General features: G+C 63.4%; 15 protein-coding genes. 11 read left to right on the top strand and 4 right to left on the bottom strand.

Going from position 1 to position 19,357, the window contains the following annotated elements:
* The first annotated feature begins 6 nt into the window (after positions 1-6).
* The 6 genes from KVT38_RS08040 (at position 7) to KVT38_RS08015 (ending at position 7,097) form a co-directional block, all read left to right on the top strand.
* Positions 7-1,431 (top strand): UbiD family decarboxylase, encoded by a 1,425-nt coding sequence (locus KVT38_RS08040; protein ID WP_217593176.1) that lies wholly within the window; start codon positions 7-9, stop codon positions 1,429-1,431.
* A 557-nt stretch (positions 1,432-1,988) separates the two neighbouring features.
* The gene (locus KVT38_RS08035) at positions 1,989-2,750 is read left to right on the top strand and encodes a LamB/YcsF family protein (RefSeq protein WP_217593175.1); all 762 of its coding nucleotides are present in this window, start codon (positions 1,989-1,991) and stop codon (positions 2,748-2,750) included.
* Between the two features lie 40 nt (positions 2,751-2,790).
* Entirely contained in the window at positions 2,791-4,500 is a 1,710-nt protein-coding gene (locus tag KVT38_RS08030) for an FAD-binding protein (RefSeq protein WP_217593174.1), read from the top strand.
* A 35-nt stretch (positions 4,501-4,535) separates the two neighbouring features.
* A complete protein-coding gene (locus KVT38_RS08025; RefSeq protein WP_254639079.1) occupies positions 4,536-4,847 on the top strand; it encodes a 2Fe-2S iron-sulfur cluster-binding protein in 312 nt (103 codons plus the stop codon).
* A gap of 60 nt (positions 4,848-4,907) precedes the next feature.
* Positions 4,908-5,867, top strand: a complete 960-nt coding sequence (locus tag KVT38_RS08020; RefSeq protein ID WP_217593172.1) for a substrate-binding domain-containing protein — start codon at positions 4,908-4,910, stop codon at positions 5,865-5,867.
* A 36-nt stretch (positions 5,868-5,903) separates the two neighbouring features.
* Positions 5,904-7,097 (top strand): LLM class flavin-dependent oxidoreductase, encoded by a 1,194-nt coding sequence (locus KVT38_RS08015; RefSeq protein ID WP_217593171.1) that lies wholly within the window; start codon positions 5,904-5,906, stop codon positions 7,095-7,097.
* A 350-nt stretch (positions 7,098-7,447) separates the two neighbouring features.
* On the opposite strand, the gene KVT38_RS08010 is transcribed toward KVT38_RS08015, so the two are convergent.
* Together KVT38_RS08010 and KVT38_RS08005 are read right to left on the bottom strand one after the other, a co-directional pair.
* Entirely contained in the window at positions 7,448-8,212 is a 765-nt protein-coding gene (locus KVT38_RS08010; protein WP_217593170.1) for an ABC transporter ATP-binding protein, read from the bottom strand.
* Between the two features lie 2 nt (positions 8,213-8,214).
* A complete protein-coding gene (locus tag KVT38_RS08005) occupies positions 8,215-9,321 on the bottom strand; it encodes a FecCD family ABC transporter permease (RefSeq protein ID WP_217593169.1) in 1,107 nt (368 codons plus the stop codon).
* A gap of 167 nt (positions 9,322-9,488) precedes the next feature.
* Here KVT38_RS08005 and KVT38_RS08000 point away from each other — a divergent pair, with 167 nt between their 5' ends.
* A complete protein-coding gene (locus KVT38_RS08000; RefSeq protein ID WP_217593168.1) occupies positions 9,489-10,592 on the top strand; it encodes an ABC transporter substrate-binding protein in 1,104 nt (367 codons plus the stop codon).
* A gap of 451 nt (positions 10,593-11,043) precedes the next feature.
* Here the strand turns inward: KVT38_RS08000 and lacZ are convergent, their stop codons facing one another.
* The gene (lacZ, locus tag KVT38_RS07995) at positions 11,044-14,202 is read right to left on the bottom strand and encodes a beta-galactosidase, LacZ type (protein ID WP_217593167.1); all 3,159 of its coding nucleotides are present in this window, start codon (positions 14,200-14,202) and stop codon (positions 11,044-11,046) included.
* A 119-nt stretch (positions 14,203-14,321) separates the two neighbouring features.
* Here lacZ and KVT38_RS07990 point away from each other — a divergent pair, with 119 nt between their 5' ends.
* Both KVT38_RS07990 and KVT38_RS07985 read left to right on the top strand, forming a co-directional pair.
* The gene (locus KVT38_RS07990) at positions 14,322-15,146 is read left to right on the top strand and encodes an AraC family transcriptional regulator (RefSeq protein ID WP_217593166.1); all 825 of its coding nucleotides are present in this window, start codon (positions 14,322-14,324) and stop codon (positions 15,144-15,146) included.
* A gap of 132 nt (positions 15,147-15,278) precedes the next feature.
* Entirely contained in the window at positions 15,279-16,097 is an 819-nt protein-coding gene (locus KVT38_RS07985; protein ID WP_217593165.1) for a hypothetical protein, read from the top strand.
* A 25-nt stretch (positions 16,098-16,122) separates the two neighbouring features.
* Here KVT38_RS07985 and KVT38_RS07980 read toward each other — a convergent pair whose 3' ends face one another.
* Entirely contained in the window at positions 16,123-16,746 is a 624-nt protein-coding gene (locus KVT38_RS07980; RefSeq protein WP_217593164.1) for a TetR/AcrR family transcriptional regulator, read from the bottom strand.
* Positions 16,747-16,896: 150 nt separating this feature from the next.
* Here KVT38_RS07980 and KVT38_RS07975 point away from each other — a divergent pair, with 150 nt between their 5' ends.
* Positions 16,897-17,859, top strand: a complete 963-nt coding sequence (locus tag KVT38_RS07975; RefSeq protein WP_217593163.1) for an NADP-dependent oxidoreductase — start codon at positions 16,897-16,899, stop codon at positions 17,857-17,859.
* A 229-nt stretch (positions 17,860-18,088) separates the two neighbouring features.
* Entirely contained in the window at positions 18,089-19,312 is a 1,224-nt protein-coding gene (locus KVT38_RS07970) for a M20 metallopeptidase family protein (protein ID WP_254639078.1), read from the top strand.
* Positions 19,313-19,357: the final 45 nt, after the last annotated feature.

Here is a 19,357-nt window from a genome sequence, read left to right as displayed (position 1 = left end):
GGCAGCATGGCCCAGGATCTGAGAACGTACCTCCGCCAACTGGCGGAATTCGACAAGCGCAGCGTGCGGCTCGTGGACAAGGAGGTCGATCCCCGCTTCGGGATCACCGGCTACGCCGCAGCACTCGCGGAGAAAGGACAATACCCGGCGCTGCTGTTCAATAACGTCAAAGGCGCCGAGTTCGCCTGCGTGTCCAACCTACTCACGGAATACGAGCGCATCGCGCTGTATCTGGGCTGCGAGGTGCAGGACATCCCTCGGGTATACGGCGAGAAGCTCCAGAAGCCGATCGCCCCGGTCGTCGTCGAGCGGTCGCAGGCGAAGGTCAAGGAGAACGTCGTTGCGGAGCAGGACGTCGACCTGGGCAAGCTGCCGATCCCCGTGCACAACGAGCTGGACGGCGGTCCTTATTTGTCTGCCGGCGTCATGATCATCCGCGATCCCGAATCCGGCTTGATCAATGCGGGCATCTACCGGCACCAGATTTTTAACGCGACCGACATGGGCGTCTGGTTCCTCGGCGCGCATCACGGCGGCCTGATCTACAAGAAGTACAAAAAGTTGGGCAAGCCCGCGCCGATTGCGATCGCGCTCGGACATCACCCGGGCTTCGTCATGGGCTCGGTGTCGCGAGTGCAGGGCATCGGCGGCGAGTACGAGGCGGCCGGCGCGCTGATGGGCGAAGCGCTGGAGCTCGTCCAGGCGGAGACGTCCGACCTGCTCGTCCCCGCGCATGCGGAGATCATCCTCGAGGGCGAGATTCTGCCGGACGAGGATCATGCGGAAGGGCCGTTCGGCGAATGGCCGGGCCACTACCTGGGCGGCGGCTCGGTGCCGACGATCCGCATCAAGCGGATCACACATCGCAACAACGCGATTTTCCAGGATATCGTCGCTTCGAGCCGGGAGCATCTAGTCGTCGGCGGCGTGCCGCGCTCGGGCAGCATCTACCAGACCGTCAAGGAAGTCGTGCCGAGCCTGAAGACCGTGCACGTGCCGTTCTACGCCCGGATGCACTGCTACATCTCGCTTCACAAGGAGCGGGAGGCCGACGTGAAAAAGGCGGCGTTCGCCGCGCTCAACACCGAGCAGGAAAATCTGCGGCACATCGTCGTCGTGGACGACGACATCGACGTCTTCAAGGGCGAGGAGGTGGCATGGGCGATCGGCACCCGCTTCGACGCGGAGCGCGATCTGCTGGTCATCCCCAAGTGGAACGGACCGGGCGGCCTGCTGCCGACCAACTGGGAGTACAGCAAGGAAGGCAAGAATACGCCGCGCATGTCCGCGGCGGCGATCGTCGACGCGACGAAGCCGGCGCCGCCGATCGTGTTCCCGAAGCGCGCCGTCGTGCCGCGCGAGCATATCGAGCTGGCCGACCTGGACGCGCTGTCCGAGCCGGGTACGGACGGGCTGGGCAAGTGGCTCTAAGCAAGCGGCCGTTAGCCTGCAATCGGCAAAAGCATATAAGCATGAAAGTTTGAAGCAGCGCCGTCGGTGCCGCGCTCCGGTCCTTGAAGCGGGGCGCGGCCGCCGTACGGCGACTCTGCGTCTGGTGCTTGCGCAGCGCAAGTGCGCCGCCGCGAGGCCAGAGCCGCGCACGTAAGCACCAAAATGGTGCTTACGCAGCGCATGTGTGCAGCCGCGAGGCCAGAGCCGCGCACGTAAGCACCAAAATGGTGCTTACGCAGCGCAAATGCGCGACCGCGAGGCCAGAGCCGCGCCCGTAAGCATCAAAATGGTGCTTACGCAGCGCAAGTGCGCGACCGCGAGACCGGAGCAGCGCCCGTAAGCACCAAAATGGTGCTTACGCAGCGCATGTGCGCCGGGGCGCGGCCGCCGTACGGCGGCTCTTCGTCTGCGCGCGACGGAATCGTCTCGCGCGCGGACGAGGGGCCGCGGACGGGCGGCATTCAATAACCGTTCCGGACGGCTGGGCGCGCGGCGCATCGGCCTGCGGGACGCAGCGAAAGGAAGGAACCCCTGCGATGAAATCGGTGGATTTGAATTGCGATCTGGGAGAGAGCTTCGGCGCCTACAAAATGGGGCGGGACGAAGAGATTCTGAAGTACGTGACGTCGGCCAACATCGCCTGCGGATTCCACGCCGGCGACCCGGCGACGATGCGCCGGACCGTGCGTCTCGCACTGGACAACGGCGTCGCGCTTGGCGCCCATCCGGGGCTGCAGGATCTGATCGGCTTCGGCCGCAGAGACATGGACATCAGCCCGGAGGAAGCCTACGATCTGGTCGTCTACCAGCTCGGTGCGCTGTGGGGCTTCGTTCGGGCAGAAGGCGCGAAGCTGCAGCACGTGAAGGCGCACGGCTCGCTTTATAACATGGCCGCCCGCAATGCGGGACTTGCGAATGCGATCGCCGAGGCGGTCTACCGGGTCGATCCGTCGCTCATCCTGTTCGGCCTCGCGGGCAGCGAGCTGATCGCGGCGGGCGAGCGCGTCGGTCTGCGTACGGCGAGCGAAGTATTTTCCGACCGGACGTACCAGTCCGACGGCTCGCTCACGTCCAGGCGGCTGCCGGACTCGGTCATCACGGACGAGGAACGTTCGCTTGCGCAGGTCGTCCGCATGGTCGCCGAAGGCAAGGTCATGACGCAGCAGCAGGTCGACGTCGCCATCCGGGCGGACACGATCTGCGTGCACGGCGACGGCGTGCGCGCCGTCGAGTTCGCCAGCAGAATCAGGAGCAAGCTGTCCGAGTCCGGCATCGAGGTGCGGGCTTTCGGCAGCTGATCGGCTCATACAAAACGAACGACAGAGAGGAGCGGCGCGCGTGGATGCGATTCAGCTGCAAACCGATGTATTGATCGTCGGCTCGGGCGCGGCCGGCATGATGGCCGCCAGAGCCGCGGCGGACGAAGGGGCCGACGTCATCCTGACGGACAAGAGCCTGATCGGCCGGGGCGGTGCCACGATCCTCGCCCAGATGACGGTCGCGGTGGCGCTTGGCGAAGCCGAGCCGGACGACGCGGACGTTCACTTCGAGGATACGATGAAGGGCAGCCGCGGGCTGGCCGACCCGGAGATCGTGCGCGCGATCGTCGATCGCGGCGCGGAAGTCATTCTGGAAGCCGAAGGCTACGGCGTGAAGTGGGCGCGGACGCCCGACGGCAAGCGCTCGCAGGCATTTGCGCCGGGTCATTCGCGGGCCCGCTGCGTGTACGTGGATATTTTGAACACGGGCGGCGCGACGTCGAACGGCTTGAAGCGGGCGATCTGGAAGGACGAGAAGATTCGCCGGCTCAAAAACGTAATGATCACGAAAATCGTCGTCGAGGACGGCAAGGCGGTCGGCGCCGTCGGGTTCGAGATGGAAGGCATGCGTCCCGTCGGCATCGCCGCGGGCTCCGTCATTCTGGCGACCGGCGGCCTGACCGAGGTGTACGAGCGCAACAGCGCCTCGACGAATATGACCGGCGACGGCTACGTGCTGGCCGCGGAGGCCGGCGCGGAGCTGCGGGACATGGAGATGGTGCAGTTTTTCCCGATCGCCCATCTGTTCCCGCCGCTCGTCGGTATCGATCCGATCATGTGGGTCCCGTTCCGCTACAAGCTGGGCGGGCGGCTATTGAACGGCGAGCTTGAAGAATTCATGCACCGCTACAACGGCGAGGTCGGCGGCAAATATACCGCGGCGCGCGACCAGACGACGCTCGCGATTTTCCGCGAGGTCGAGGCCGGACGCGGCTCTCCGCACGGGGGCGCGTACCTGGACTTCACGATGGTGCCGGAGGACAAGCTTAAGGAAGCGTTCGGTCCGGTCATCGACATCCTGCGCAATCAGGGCGTCGACCTCACGAAGGACATGGTCGAAGTGGCGCCGATGGCGCACTTCATGCTGGGCGGCGTACGGGTGGACGCGCAAATGCGCACCCGCGTGCCCGGTCTGCTGGCCTCGGGCGAGCTCATCTACGGCATGCACGGTGCGAACCGGCTGTCGGGCAACGCGATCACCGAGGCGCTCGTGACCGGGCGGATCGCCGGGGAGACGGCGGCCCGCGCGCACGAAGGCCGGGCTGCGGATGCCGAAGCGATCGTCGGCCGGGCGCTGGAAGCGGAGCGTCGGCGGCTTGAGGCGTTCTGGCATCCCGCGGCGGTCGAGCGGGACAGCGCCTCGCTGCAGGCGTTCAAGCGCAAGCTGCAGCGGATCATGTGGAAGGGCGCGGGACCGCTGCGCACGGAGGAAGGCTTGACGGCCGCGCTGGCAGAGGTGCGGGCGCTCCGGCCGGAGCTGGACGCGATCGCGCTGGCACAGCCGGGCAAGCTCGCGCTGCCGCCGGTCGAAAAGCTGGAGGCCGACCACATGCTGAAGGTCGCGGAAGCGATCGTCATCGGCGCCTTGCAGCGGAAGGAATCGCGCGGCGCGCACGTGCGCCTCGACTATGAGGAGACGCTGCCTGCCGCCGAGAGCTACAGCCTGTCGCTCGACGGCGAATCGGGCGGCTGGACGCTGACGGAGGCGCAGCCCCCGGCGAGCGTCTGATGCGATCGTCCGATAAGGAAGGAGAGGAAGCGAACATGTCCGACATCAAGCTGCAGGTGACGCGCGGAGAAGCCGGTGCAGAGCCGGCCGTCGTCTCGTACGACGTGCCTTACCGTGAAGGAATGAGTCTGCTCGATGCGATCTTCTGGATCCGTGAGCACCGCGATCCGTCCCTGACCGTGCGCTATTCCTGTCGATCGGCCAACGCCTGCAAGGAATGCACGGCGCTCGTGGACGGCAAGGCCGGCTTCCTGTGCAGCATTCGCGCCAAGGCCGGCAGCGAAGTTTGCGTGGAGCCGCTCAAGGGGCGTCCCTGGATCCGCGATCTGGCGACGGAGCTGGATTAAGCGAAAAATTGACCATGTAAGAAGCATATAAGAAGCGGAAAAGGAAGGAGCGGACGGAACATGACCCAACCGAAGCTGACGGTCGCGATGTCGGAAAGCGACCGCACGCTGAAGCTGCTGTCCGGCGCCCGCCGTCCGGCCGGCTTCGAGATCGAAGCCAAGCGGGAAACGGTGGAGCAAATTTTTATCAACCAAATATCCGAGGCAACGTACGACGTGGCCGAGCTGTCGCTCTCTTCGTACTTGATCGCCAAGGGCGGCGGAGATACGCGCCTGACGGCCATTCCCGTCTTTCTTTCGCGTTCGTTCCGGCACAATGCGATCTACGTGCGCGCGGACAGCCCGCTGCACCATCCTTCCGAGCTGAAGGGCAAACGCTTCGGGTTTCCCGAATTCCAGATGACGGCAGCCGTGTGGGTGAGGGGCATGTTCCGCGAAGAGTGGGCGATCCGCGGCGACGAGATGCAGTGGTTCACCTTCCGTCCGGAGCGGGTACCCGTGGACATCCCGGCTACGCTCGCCGAGGGCGACATCTTCGAAGCGCTGGCCGAAGGACGCGTCGATGCGATCATGTCGGCGCGCCGCCCGCCGGCGCATCTGTTCCCGGCTTCGGGCGAAGGCGGCGTCATCCGCCGGCTCATCCCGAACGTGTGGGACGAGGAACGGGCGTATTACGAGCGCACCGGCATTTTTCCGATCATGCACCTCGTATCGCTGAAGACGGAGACGGCCGAGCGCTATCCGGAGCTGCCCCGTCTCCTGTACGAGCTGTTGCTCGATATCAAGAACGAGGGCATCGCCGCGCAGCTTGAAACGATCAAGAACAACAGCTCCGACCCGTGGGGCTGGGAGTCGGTGGAGCGCTCGTCGAAGCTGATGAACGACGATATCTGGCCATACGGCGCGTCCGCCAATTGGGCGCAGATCGGCAAGTTCATGGGCTATCTGCGCGAGGACGGCCTGCTGAAGCGGGGACTGGCGCCGGAGGAAGTGTTCCACCCGTCGGTCTGGCATAGTTGAGTCAATATCATCCATAGGGGATAGGAGAGGGATGCGATGAGCGCCTCCAATCAACAAGATCAGCAGCTCTGGAAGCCGGAAGAGCCCCAGAATCTGCCGGACAGCCCGCTGTCGCGGGCGTTCTCCCAGCCGCTCATGCTCGGCTTGTTCCTGCCGCTGCAGACGGGGGGCTGGTCTCAATCGACGCTGCCGCGGGGCACCGACTGGTCGTTCGAGTACAACAAGCGGCTGACGCAGCAAGCGGAAAACTTAGGCTTCGACATCGCCTTCGGCCTGTCGCAATGGCTGCCCAAAGGCGGCTTCGGCGGGGAGACCGGCTACCGGGAAAACTTCCTCGACCCGTTCGTCTCCGCGGTCGCGCTGGCGTCTGCGACGCGCCGCATTTTGCTGATGGGCACCATTCACATTTTGTATGGGCCTTGGCATCCGATGCACCTGGCGAAATTTCTGGCGACCGCCGACCATATCTCGCAGGGCCGCTTCGGGGCGAACATCGTGACGGGCTACGCGGAAAACGAGCCGAAAATGTTCGGCGTCACCCGCGGCGATCACGACCGCCGTTACGCGCAATCCGCCGAGTTCACGCGTATCTGCAACGCGCTGTGGTCGGGCGTCGACAATTTGACCTACAAGGGCGAGTTCTACTCGCTCGAGGAGGCGTACGTTTCCCCGCGTCCGCTGTACGGACGTCCCGTGCTGGCCACGGCTTCGGGCTCGCCTGCGGGCTTCGACTACGCGTCCAAGTACTCCGACGTCGTCTTCGTCTCGAGCCCGGCTGGGGAGAAGTTGGCCGACGCGCTGCCCAAGCTGCCGGCGCATGTGGCGACGGTCAAAAACGCCGCCGCCGCGCTCGGACGCAAGATCCGCGTCATCATCAATCCGACCATCATCGTGCGCCCGACGCGCGAGGAAGCGTTTGCCTACTACCAGGCGATCATGGATCATGCCGACCTCGGCGCGATCGGCAGCTTCTCGGCGCGTCACAAGGCCGGCGACAGCCAGTCCTGGCTCGAACACAGCGCCAGAGGGCGCGCCGTGGGCGGCCATCTGCACGTCGTCGGCTCGCCGGAGGACGTCGCGGAGCAGCTCGGCCAGCTTCATGCTGCCGGCATCGACGGCATCCAGATCACGTTCTACGATTACGAGCCGGAGCTCGCCTACTTCGGCGAGAGCGTCATCCCGCTGCTCGAGCAGGCCGGTCTGCGGCATGCGGTGCAGCCGGAGGTATGACTCACGGTTGCAAAAAAGCGAAAACGGACGAGCGGGAATCATCCTGCCTCGTCCTTTTTTTTGTTGTTTGCGTTTGGGCGCGCTTCGCACTGCTCTTGCGACCGCCGAGGAGTCACTTTGTTCTTAGCTGGGAACAAACCGCCGAAGGTTCATGTCCCCGGTGCCGTTGAGTTCTCGATTGGGAACAAATCGTGGGAGCTCCACTGCCAAGTAGTCTCTTTGTTCTTAGCTGGGAACAAACCGCCGAAGGTTCATGTCCCCGGTGCCGTTGAGTTCTCGATTGGGAACTAATCGCACAAGCGTCCCAACAAGTTCGCTTGAAACACCGCACGCCTCATGTCCGTACCCGTTTACGACGACAAATACGCAATCCCCAGCTCCCCCGTCACCGGATTCGTATACGTCTCGCATTCCACCTCGAACACGTCCGCGATGATCCGCCTCGTGATAACCTCCTGCGGCGGGCCTTCCGCCGCGATGCGTCCCTGTTTCACGACGTACAAGTAGTCGCAATACTTGGCCGCGAGCGAGAGGTCGTGCAGCGCCGCAAGGACGCCGATATCGAGCCGTTTAACGATGTTCAAAATCTGCAGCTGATATTTGATGTCCAGATGGTTGGTCGGCACATCGAGCACGAGGAACTTCGGCCCCTGGGCGAGCGCCCGCGCCAGGATGACCCGCTGCTTTTCGCCGCCGGACAGGGACAGATAGCTGCGATCCGCATAGTGCTCCATGCCGACCTGCCACAGCGCCTGATCCACGAGCGCCAGATCCGCGGCATTGTCCGCGTCGAGCATGCGCTTGTGCGGCGTCCGGCCCATCAGCACCATCTCGCGCACGGCAAAGTCGAAGCTGAGGTCGTTGAACTGTCCGACGACGCCCATCATTTGAGCGATTTTCCTGGGCGAAGACTTGATGAGGTCCGTATCTGCAAGCGTAACTTCGCCTGTATTGGGCTTGATCACCTTATAGATGCTCTTGAGCAGCGTCGACTTGCCGCAGCCGTTCGGGCCGATGAGACCGACGAACTGCTTGCCGTGCACCTTGAGCGAAAGGTCGCTCACGATGTCGGCGCGGCCGAGCGATACGGACAGGCGTTTCACGTCCAGGTTCATCTCTATTTTCCTCCGAACTCGTAGCCTTTTTTCACGAGCATGTACATAAACAGCGGCGCGCCGATCATGGCGGTGATGATCCCGATAGGCAGCTCTGCCTTTGGAATGGCGGTGCGGGCGATGACGTCCGTCCAGACGAGGAAAATGCCTCCGATCAGAATCGAAGTCGGCATCAGACGCCGGTGATCGGAACCGACGAGTCCCCGGACCAGATGCGGGATGATGAGCCCGACGAAGCCGATCGTGCCGCAGCTCGCGACCAGGACGCCGGTGACGACGGCGGCGAGCACCAGATAGATCCGGCGGTAAAAGTAAAGGTTGACGCCAAGCGTTACCGCGGCTTCTTCGCCGAGGAGCATCGTGTTGAGGATGCGGAATTGCAGCAGGAACAGCAGGATGGCGCAGCCCACGACAATGGCGACGAGCGGGAGGCGATCCCATGAGGCCGGGGCCAGGCTGCCCATCGACCAGAAGGTGACGGAGCGGATGCCCTCGGCGTTGTTGGCGAAGTAGATGATGAAGTCGGTAAAAGCGGTGCACAGGGCGTTGATGACCATCCCGGACAGCACGAGCTTGACCGATGACATTTTGCCGCCGATGCCGGCCAGCGTGAGGACGAGCATCGAGGCGCCGAACGCGCCGGCGAATGCCCAGAAAGCGAGCCCCGTCTGTCCGAGCAGGCTGGAGGCGCCGAAGCCGACCAGGATGGAGAAGGTTGCGCCGAGCGAAGCGCCCGACGAGATACCGAGAATGTATGGATCGGCGAGCGGGTTTTGCACCGTAGCCTGCATGACCGTGCCGCACATGCTGAGGCCGGCGCCGACGAGAAGCGCGAGCAGCACGCGGGGGAAACGGATATTCCAAATAATGCTGACATTCGAACCGGATACGAGCTCCTGCACGTCGCCGATTCGGATGCCCGTCATGTGATAAAGCAGGATGCGGTACGAATCCGCGACCGGGATGTCCACCTGTCCCAGCGCCACGGCGACGATGACGGAAAGGACGGCAACGATGACGAGGCCGAGCTGGAGGAGCAGAAATCCGGCGCGAGAGGAGATCGCCGATTGTTGGACGGAGGCGCTGAACGCCGTTTGCGTGCGCGACATAAAGAAACGTTCCTTTCGGTGTCTTAAGGTCGGATGAAGTCAGCCTCAGCATAGATGAGATTGATAATCGTTGTCAATTGTTTTTACAAATTCTGTTGACAAATTCACGGATTCTCATGAATAATGATAATCATTATCAATCGAAACGCACAGAAAAGGGGTTCATTATGCGCAAGCCACGACAACCAATTTTCATCCTCGCGCTCGTTCTTATCACGGCATTGATGCTGCTGGCGGCAGGCTGCGGGAACAAAAACAATGACGAGGGCGCGGCTTCCTCTTCACCGGCTCCGGCTTCCTCCAAAGCTTCGCCGTCCGCATCCGCACCGTCGAGTCCGCAAGGCTCTCCCGCAGATGACGGGAAAACCGTCTACCCGCTCATCATCGAAAACTACACGCTGTCGAGCGAGGGAGAGGGCCAAAAGCCGAAGCAGCAGACCTTCGACAAGGCGCCGGAGCGCGTGGTCGCCAATACGCAGCCGGTCGCCGAGCTGCTCATCAAGCTGGGTCTCGGGGACAAGCTGGTGGGCGTGGCCGCGCTGAACGGCGCAGCCGATCCCGAAGTGTCGGCGGAGGCATTCAAGAAGGTACCGGTGCTCGCACAAGGTTACGTCAGCAAGGAGCCGGTCGTCGGCACGAATCCGGATCTCGTCATCGGACGCGCGGGGCTCTTCGCGGACGCGGACTGGGGCAACGGCTCGGTGGACAGCCTGAACGAATTGGGCATCCATACATACGTGAACAATGCCAGTCTGCAGGGCGCGACGCTTGCCAGCCTGTACCGCGATATCGAAGAGATCGGCCAGATTTTCGACGTACAAGACAAAGCCGCGGCACATATCGCCAAGCTGAAGGAGCGGGCGGAAGCGCTAAAGGCCAAGTACGAAGGCGAGACCGCGCAGAAGTTCGCCATCGTCAACGATACCGGCGACGGTACGCTTAGTGTGGATAGCGGCTCGCACGACTCGTTCCAGCACGACACGCTGTCCCTGATCAAGCTGAACAACGCCTTCAGCGGCGTCGACGGCTACGAGGTCAGCATTGAGCAGCTGGTCGCCGAGAAGCCGGACGTACTGCTGCTGTCCTATTACACCGGCGCGCAGGACCCTGAGTCCACGCTCAAAGCGGCGTATGCCAACCCTGCGCTGCAGGACATTCCGGCGATCAAGAACAAGCGAATCTACGTGATCGACTTTAACGCGTTCTGGGGCTACGGGGACCAGATCATGGCGGCCGCGGAGAAGCTGGGACAGGAAGTGTACGGCAAGTAAGCAAGTATGGCAGGTAATCGTGTATCGCAAGTAAACGTGTACGGCAAGTAAAACGGAAGAGGCATCGCAGGAGGAGCGTCCTGACGGTGCCTATTTTCGTGGCGCGGGGCCGTGGCGCGGAGCGTTAGTTGTTAAAAGGCAGCTAATTTCGTTTGCGGACGAATTGGGGGAGCGATAGTTGTCAAAAGGCAGTTAATGGAGTCGGTTGGGTGCGATTTTAGCGGCGGGGGCGTAATTAACTGCCTTTTGATCATTATTCTTGTTTTTAGTCGGCATTTGGATGAAATAAATGCCTTTTGACAACTAATTAGCTAGCGGTCAGGGGGACGTCGGCGTGGATGGCGAGTAGGAACGAGGCTGGCGGGCGCTGGCTGTCTCAAGCGCAAACAAGGCCCGGCAACGCGCATGCACGCGTAGCCGAGCCTTGTTTGCAAAGCGTTGGAGCGGTCGATCAAAGCGGCTTAAACGTAAACCGAAACGTATACGGCCGGTTCGCTGGGAGCGTATAGGCTTCGTGCGTAGGGGCGCCCCAGCTGTCGTCGCCGCCGACGCCCATCTGCTTGAAGTTGACGCGCACGATGCTGCCGCGGCTCGGCGGCAGCTTGTGAGCGTGGTCGCTCGCCTCCAGCTCGGCCGGGGACCACGGAAGTGCGTTCAGCTCGAACGGCAGCGCGCTCTCGAAGCGCAGGCCGCGCCCGTCCTCGCCCGTCAGCTCGGCGTAGCGCACGTCGGTCTTGTTGCCGCATTCCTGCGGACGCAGGTACGGCACGAACTGCTCGGCGACCTTGCCGGAGAAGCGGCCGAGGCGCGCGCTTGTGCGGCGGTCCCAATAGTTCTCGTGCGGGCCGCGGCCGTACCAGGACACCGTGTCGAGCGCGCCGTCCAGCTCGAACATCAGGCCGAACGCCGGCAGCTCCGGCAGCGCGTCGCTGCCCGGGCTCAGCTCCAGCGTCGCCTCGACGGCGCCGTCCGGTCCGATCTCGTAGCGCAGCGTAACCGCGCTCGACGGATCGTTCGCCAGCCGATAGGCGGCGGTCATGACTTGCGACGAGCCCGCCGCGCGCGCATCCAGTCCGACGAGCTGCAGCGTGCTGCCCGCGTCGCGCCAGATCGCGCAGCGCTCGCTCATTTTGTTGCCGCGGTCGTTGTCGGTCTCGGGGCGCCAGAAGCAGGGCTGCAGCGGCGCGACGAGCAGCTCGCGGCCGTCAACCGCATAAGAGACGAGCGCGCCGTTCGTCCGGTCGAATCGCGCCGCGAATCGCTCGCCCGTTACCGTCAGCGCGCCGCCGGACTCGGCAGCGACTAACAAGGCTGCTGCGACAGGAGTGCCCTCACCGGCTGCGGCAACCTGCGCATCGGCAGCCGAACCGGCACCGGTTCCCGCAGTCTCCCGCGCCTTCAGCACGAACTGGTCCCAAGCGATTTCATGACCCGCCTCCGCCCAAATCGTATCGGCCTTCAGCACGAGCGACAGCAGCAGCGTCGCTTCGCCGTCGCCCGGCAGCGCGTCCCATGCATAAGGCACGACGATCTCGGCGGTCTCGCCCGGCGCCAGTGCCAGCTCGAGCGCGCCGCTCTCGCGCGTCGCGCCGTCGATCGCGATCTCCCAGCGCAGCGCGTACGCCGACAGGTCGGTGAACAGGTGCTTGTTGCGGACGCTGAAGCGTCCTTCGCGCAGATCGATCGCCGTCCATACGGCGTTTTGATAGCACTTTTTAACCTCGAGCAGCTTGGGAGTCACCGTGCGGTCCGCGAAGAGCAGGCCGTTGCCGCTGAAGTTGCCGTCGTGCGGGGACTCGCCGAAGTCGCCGCCGTAAGCGAGATATTCGATGCCGTCGGGCGTGTGCGTCCGAATCGCCTGGTCGACCCAGTCCCAGATGAACGCGCCCTGCAGGATGTCGTACTTGTCGAACAGCTCCCAGTACAGGTGCAGGCCGCCGCAGGAATTGCCCATCGCATGGCTGTATTCGCACAGGATATACGGCTTCTTGGGCTTGTTCTGCGCATAGCGCTCGATGTCCGCCGGCTTGGCGTACATCGTCGACTCGATGTCGGACGCGGCATCGTAAGCTCTGTGATGGAACGTTCCCTCGTAGTGCACAAGGCGGGACGGATCGGCCTGCTTCAGGAAATCGTGCATCGCGATGAAGTTCTCGCCGCCGAACGACTCGTTGCCGAGCGACCAGATGACGACGGACGGATGGTTTTTGTCCCGCTGCATCATCGAGTTGGCGCGATCGAGCACATTGTCCCGCCACTCCGGCTTGCTGCCCGGCACGTTAAACTCCTTTTCTTCCTCCTGACCGTATTCCCAGCTGCCGTGCGTCTCGAGATTGGTCTCGTCGATGACGTACAGGCCGTATTCGTCGCAGAGGTCGTACCAGATGGGCTGATTCGGATAGTGCGACGTGCGGACGGCGTTGACGTTGTGGGTCTTCATGAGCAGGATGTCGCGAACCATGTCCGCCTTGCCAAGCGCTCGCCCGGTATCGCAGGAAAATTCGTGGCGGTTGACGCCCTTGAAGAGAATCCGCTCTCCGTTAATCTTCATGAGCCCGTCCTTAAGCTCGAACGTACGGAAGCCGATCCGGCAGCCCGTCGCATGCAGCAGCGCGCCGTCGTCGCCGTAGAGCGACAGGACCAGCGTGTACAAATGAGGCGCTTCGGCGCTCCACTTGAGCGGCGCCGTCACCGGGGCGGACAGCGCCAGCGCGAGCGATTCCTCGGAGGCGGAGGCGACGGCCAGCGAATGGGCGGCATCCCACACGGCGCGCCCGGACGCGTCGTAAAGCTGCAGATCCAGGCGGCTCGCGTCGTAGCGGTGCCCGAAGTAATTTTCCAGCTTCACGTCCACCGTCAGCACGGCGTCGCGATAGTCTGCGTCAAGCGTCGGCTTCGCGAAGAAGTCCGACACCCGCAGCGGCGGAGCGGAGTACAGGTATACGTCGCGGAAAATGCCGGACAGCCGCCAGAAGTCCTGATCCTCGAGCCAGCTCGCGTCGCACCAGCGGTACACCTCGACCGCGAGCTTGTTTTCCCCTTCGACCAGGTAGGCCGTAATGTCGAACTCCGCAGGAGTGAACGTGTCCTCGCTATAGCCCGCCAGCTCGCCGTTGACCCAGACGTAAAATGCCGACTCAACCCCCTGGAAGCTTAAGAACACGGGCTGTCCCGCCCACGAAGCCGGCACCTCGAACGAGCGGACGTAGGAGCCGACCGGGTTGTAGGCCGTAGGCGCGAACGGCGCCTTCAGCTCGGGCTCGCGCTCGGACCACGGGTATCGGATATTCGTGTATTGCGGATAATCGTAGCCCTGGAACTGCCAATGCGAAGGCACCGGTATGTCCGCCCAGCCGCTCAAGTCGTAATCCGTCCGGTAAAAGTCGGCCGCGCGCTGATCGGGCGTGTCCGCGAGCGAGAACTTCCAGGTTCCGTTGAGGGGCAGGAAGTAAGGCGACGCGGCCGGATCTCCGGCGAGCACATCTTCGGCAGAGGCGTAGGCCATCATATGGGAATGCGCTTCCAACCGGTTCAGCTGGAAGATGTCAGGGTTGTTGTTCCATTCGGGATAGCCGTTGGCCGGCGGCGTGTATTGCAGCTTCTGACGCACTGGCAGCGCTCCTCTTCAATAGGTGTCGTTAATATATTCACATTATAGTTCGTATGGTAGAGTGGTTATATAAAAGGATTTTATTCGCAACTATAAAAATATGAAACGGACAATGTCAGATGAAAAGCAAGATGCTGTTCAGCCGCACGGACCGGACATCGCTGCTGCCGGTATACGTGACATCGATCGGCTATTGGGAGCACCAGCCGGAGACCGAACGCGAGGAGGGCTTTCCCGACTATCAGCTGCATCAGACGATTCAGGGAGCCGGCGAATATATCGTCGAGGGACGGACCGTCCGCGTCGGGCCCGGCGAAGCGTTCGTGCTGTATCCTGGCGTCAGGCATTCGTACCGCCCCGTCTCGAAGCCGTGGGAGATGGCGTGGGTGGCGTTCAACGGCAGGGAGGCTGGCGCGCTGCTACGGTACGCCGGCTGGCGCGCTTCCGGAGGGGCCAGGCTGGCGGAGGGCGGGCTGCTGGGCCCGTTTGCGGCGATGCTGGAGGGCGACTCGCTCTCGTACGAGGCGAATCTGGAGCGATCGCACGGCATGTACGCGCTGCTGCTCGAACTCGGGCGCATGCAGACGGCAGGCAACCGGGAGCAGGACATGAACCGGATGAAGCCGATCGTCGCATACATCGAGGACAATCTGCACCGGCCGTTCTCGCTCGGCGAACTGGCGGAGGCGGCGGGGGTGTCGCCGCAGTATTTGTGCCGGCTGTTCCAGAAGACGGTCCAGATGCGGCCGCTGCAGTACGTCAATCTTCAGCGCGTCGGGCGGGCGAAGCAGCTTATGTTCGGCGCGCCGGGCCGGCGGATGCACGAGGTCGCGCGAGACGTCGGCTTCGACAACGCCAGCTACTTCGGAGCCGTGTTCAAGAAGACGACGGGGCTCAGCCCGGAGCAGTTCAGGCGGTTGTACGGGATGCCGGGGAACCAGTGAACTTGTCTGTCTTAAGTTGAGGCAACTTTGAAGCGCTGCGCGTCGTTTAATCGATAGAGGAGCGATGAAGCGATGAGGCGGGAATACGAGAATAGAAGAAGGGGAAGCGGTACTCGTTGGTTGGCTGCGGCAATGCTGCTTTCGTTGTTATTGGCGGCTTGCCAGTCGGGTGCGACGGGAGGAGAGCGTCCGGCCGCGCAGTCGTACGCGCCTGTGCCGAGCGTAAGCGTAGGGCCTTCGGCCGAACCGAAGCCGCAGTTGGCGTCCCGTTCGCTGAACGAGCGAGCCGAAGCTTCGGACGTCAAGTGGGTCTATATGACATGGCCCCTCCGGTCCGATTTGGCTGCGACGCTGTACCCGGATCGCGACGAAGAGCGCATCTCGCAGCTGATCGGCTGGATCGAAGCGGCGCGGCCGATCGAAGGGGCAGGGCTCGCCAGCCCGATCAAAGACCACAGCATGGCGGTTAACGTAGAACTTCAGGACGGACGACTGATCGTCGTACGGCCGGCTTGGCGCTGCACGACAACAAAGTTTGAGATGGGCAACGTGAATTTACGCTGTGAAGATGCGTTTGACCGCGTGGTCATAGAGGATCATGCATCCGAATCAAGCAGGGTCGAAACCGTATTTGCGGAATCCTCTCAGCTTTATCGATTTATAGATGAGGATTACAAGGTTTGGATGCCGCCAGTTCAGAAATACGAGTATCCGGAAAAGTTGAAGCCAGGGACGGCTTTTGCGGTGAGCGGGCATGGCAGCCGTTCGCAATCGGCGACCGTGACGCTGTCGAAGGGCGACGCCGTCCTATGGACCGGAAAATCCGACGTGCGCGACGGTGAGTGGAAAGTGGAGGGCAAGCTGCCGGACGCGCTCGCTTCCGGAAAGGATTACAGCCTTAAAATCCAAACCGACGAGGGTGGAACAACCGTTTATCCCGACGTCGAGTAGAGACGCATAGGGCTGCCGATCGCGATCAATCCGGCAGCCCGCCGGGCGTCAGCGTCGCGGCGCCGCCGAGGACGACGGCGAGCAAGCGATCGGACATGTCTTCGGCAGACACGGCTTGTTTTTCGCGGGCCCATTCGTTGGCCGCTCCGAAGATCGCCCAGCTGATCGCGGACGCGACGGTGGCGGCAGGGACAGGCCAAGCTTCGGGAGGGGCGGGCACGGTGGAGAGCCATCTTCTGAACAAGGCGGCCAGCTCCTGCTGGACCGCCTGTTCGAACATCGGGTGCAGCGACTCGCGCCGCCGGCAGCCGCCGTATACATCCTGGAAGTGGGCGAGCACGGCCACAATTGCAAGCCGCAGATCGCGGCGGCGCCAGCCTGCGTCCGGCCCGAGCCGGGCGCCGAGCATCGCCTGCAGCTTTTCGCGGATGACCAGATCGAGCAGACTGTATTTGTCCGGGAAGTGCGCGTAAAAAGTACCTCGGTTCACGTCCGCCCGCTCGGCGATATCCCGCACCGTCACGGCATCGAATCCCTTTTCCTCGACCAATTCGCGGAACGACTGCTTCAGCAGTCTGACCGTTCTTCTGGCTCGCCGATCCCGTTGACCTTCGGCCGTACTCGTGACTGCACCCCCATCAACGCTCATATCCGCGACCTCCGTTTCCCGACAATATCGGGGTTGTGTCCTTTAATGGCCGAATCGCCGTCATTGTCGATTGAACGCGATGCGTTCGGCACGCTACATTATAAGCGAGCGCGCAGTTGGCGCACAATGGAGCGGAAAGAGGGAAACGAGATGGACGAATGCAGGACGGCAATGATGAACGCCGTGCGCATTCATGAATACGGCCCGCCCGAAGCGCTTTGCTTCGAGCGGGTACCTCGTCCGGCCGCAGGGCCCGGCGAAGTGCTCATACGCGTGCGCGCGGCGGGAGTCAACCCCGGGGACTGGCAGATGCGCTCGGGCTGGGCGGCGGAGAAGTTCGGCCTGTCGCTCACGCTCCCGTTCACGCCGGGTTACGATCTGGCTGGCGTCGTCGAGGAGACGGGCCCGGGGGCTGAGCGATACCTCGCCGGAGATCGCGTCTTCGGGATGACGGCGACGGCGGGGGCTTACGCGGAGTATGCGGCGGTACCCGAGTCTCGGCTCGCGCCGCTACCGGCGGCGCTGGACTACGTCCATGCGGCAGGCGTTCCGATGTCTGCTTTTACCGCATGGACCGCCGTGCATGAGCAGTCGATTCTGACTCCCGGACAGACTGCGCTGATCAACGGCGTGTCGGGCGGCGTCGGCCACTACGCCGTGCAGTTCGCGAAGCTTGAGGGCGCGCGCGTCATCGCCGTAACGTCCGGCCGCAATCGTACGTTTGCCCAGTCGCTGGGCGCCGACGAAGTCTTCGACTACACGACGGACGATTGGGTCGAGCTCGAAGGGGCGGCAGACGCCGTCATCGATACGGTCGGCGGCGAGTGGACAGACGCGCTTGTCCGTTCCGTTCGCCAAGGCGGCACGCTGGTTCCTGTCGGGTGGGGGCAATACTCGCAGGCGCTGGCGGAGACGATCGGCGTCCGCGTGCAGAAGCTGCTGATGGCGCCGTTTGAAGCGGCCCGACTTGAATGGATCGGGGAGCTGCTCTCCGCAGGCGATTTGCATGTCGAGATCGGCGCCGAGATGCGACTCTTGGAAGCGGTTAGGGCGCACGCGCTGAGCGAGAGCAGGAGGGCTCGCGGCAAGATTGTGCTGCGAACGGAAGCCTAAGGGGTCATCGAAGCCTCGATAGAAAGGAGACGCGGTCCGATAGAAAATTCCGATAAGCCCGCTGATTGACGTATGGACGGCTGGGTGGTACAGTCGTGACCATATAATTCATAGTAAGCGGGTGGGAAAAATGGTATTGTCGGAGAAACTGGCGTCTGCGTCAGCGTCACGCAGTCCCGAAGCGACTGGCTGGGATGGAGTTCTGCACGCCGTCGCGGGAGGATCGGATTTGAACATCGATGCCGTATGTCGCGCGATCGAGGAGCGGGAGACGGAGTGGATCGCGCTTCGAAGGGAGTTTCACCGTTTGCCCGAGCTGCTGTTCGACGTCGGCAGAACGGCCGCGCGCGTCGCACAGTTGCTGCGCGAGTACGGGCTGGAGGTGCGGGAGGGCGTCGGCGACCACTTCGGCAAAGGCGTCGTGGGCACGCTGCGCGGCGGCAGGCCGGGACGAACGATACTGCTGCGAGCGGACATGGACGCGCCCCCGATCCGGGAGACCGAGGGTCGCGACTACGGTTCCGAGATCGAAGGCGCGATGCACGCCTGCGGACACGCCGCGCATACGGCGATGCTGCTGGCCGCCGCGTACGGCCTCAGCCGCCAGCGCGAACGGTTGGCGGGGACGGTTCGGTTCGTCTTCCAGCCCGCCGAAGAGGGTGCCGCGCCGAGTCCGGTCGACGGAGAACTGCGCAGCGGCGGGCGCGATCTGGTCGAGAGCGGGGCGGCGGATGGGATCGACGCAGCTTTCGCGCTTCATGTGTGGCCGGGGCTGGATACCGGCGGGTTAGCCGTTCACCGGAGGGAAGCGATGGCGGCTTCCACGCATTTCCGCTTCACGTTCCGCGGTAGATCCGGCCATCACGGCGCTCCGCATCTGGCGGCCGACGCGCTGCTCATGGCCGCACACTTCGCCGTCGAAGCGAACAGCGCCGTCGCGGTCGCGTCCGACCCGCTCGAGCCGGTGTCCTTCGCCTTCGGCAAGCTCCATGCGGGCACCGCGGGCAACGTTATCGCCGACACGGCGGAGGTGCTCGGCACGTACCGCGCCTTTGGCGACGCCACGGTGCAGCGGATTCGGTCCGTGCTCGAGCGCTGCGCCGCGGCCTGCGCCGACCGCTTCGGCGGAACGGTAGAGCCAAGCTTTCGCATGGGCAAGGCGCTGATCAACGATGCCGCCGCGGTCAAGCTGGCGGAGCGCACGGGCGCGGACGTGTTCGGCGCGGAGCACGTTCGCGTACTCGACCAGCCGAGCCTTGCCGGCGAAGACTTCGCCTACTATCTCGACAAGGCGCCCGGCGCGATGCTGCTCGTCGGCGTGCGCGACGAGGCGCGGGGCATCGTCCATCCGCTCCACCACCCGTCGTTCGATCTGGACGAGCGCGCGATCGCGCTCGGAGCCAAGCTGCACGCGCGGTTGGCCGCTGCGTTTTTGGAGCGGGGATTCGCGTAGGTTCGTAATCCGCGCTTTGAGCGAGCTCGGAAAAGTGTCTATAGA

The organism is Cohnella sp. GbtcB17 (genome assembly GCF_019091135.1).
GTDB lineage: Bacteria > Bacillota > Bacilli > Paenibacillales > Paenibacillaceae > Cohnella.
Note: the sequence above shows the minus strand (reverse complement) of the source record. Positions and strands in the feature narration are given on the sequence as shown.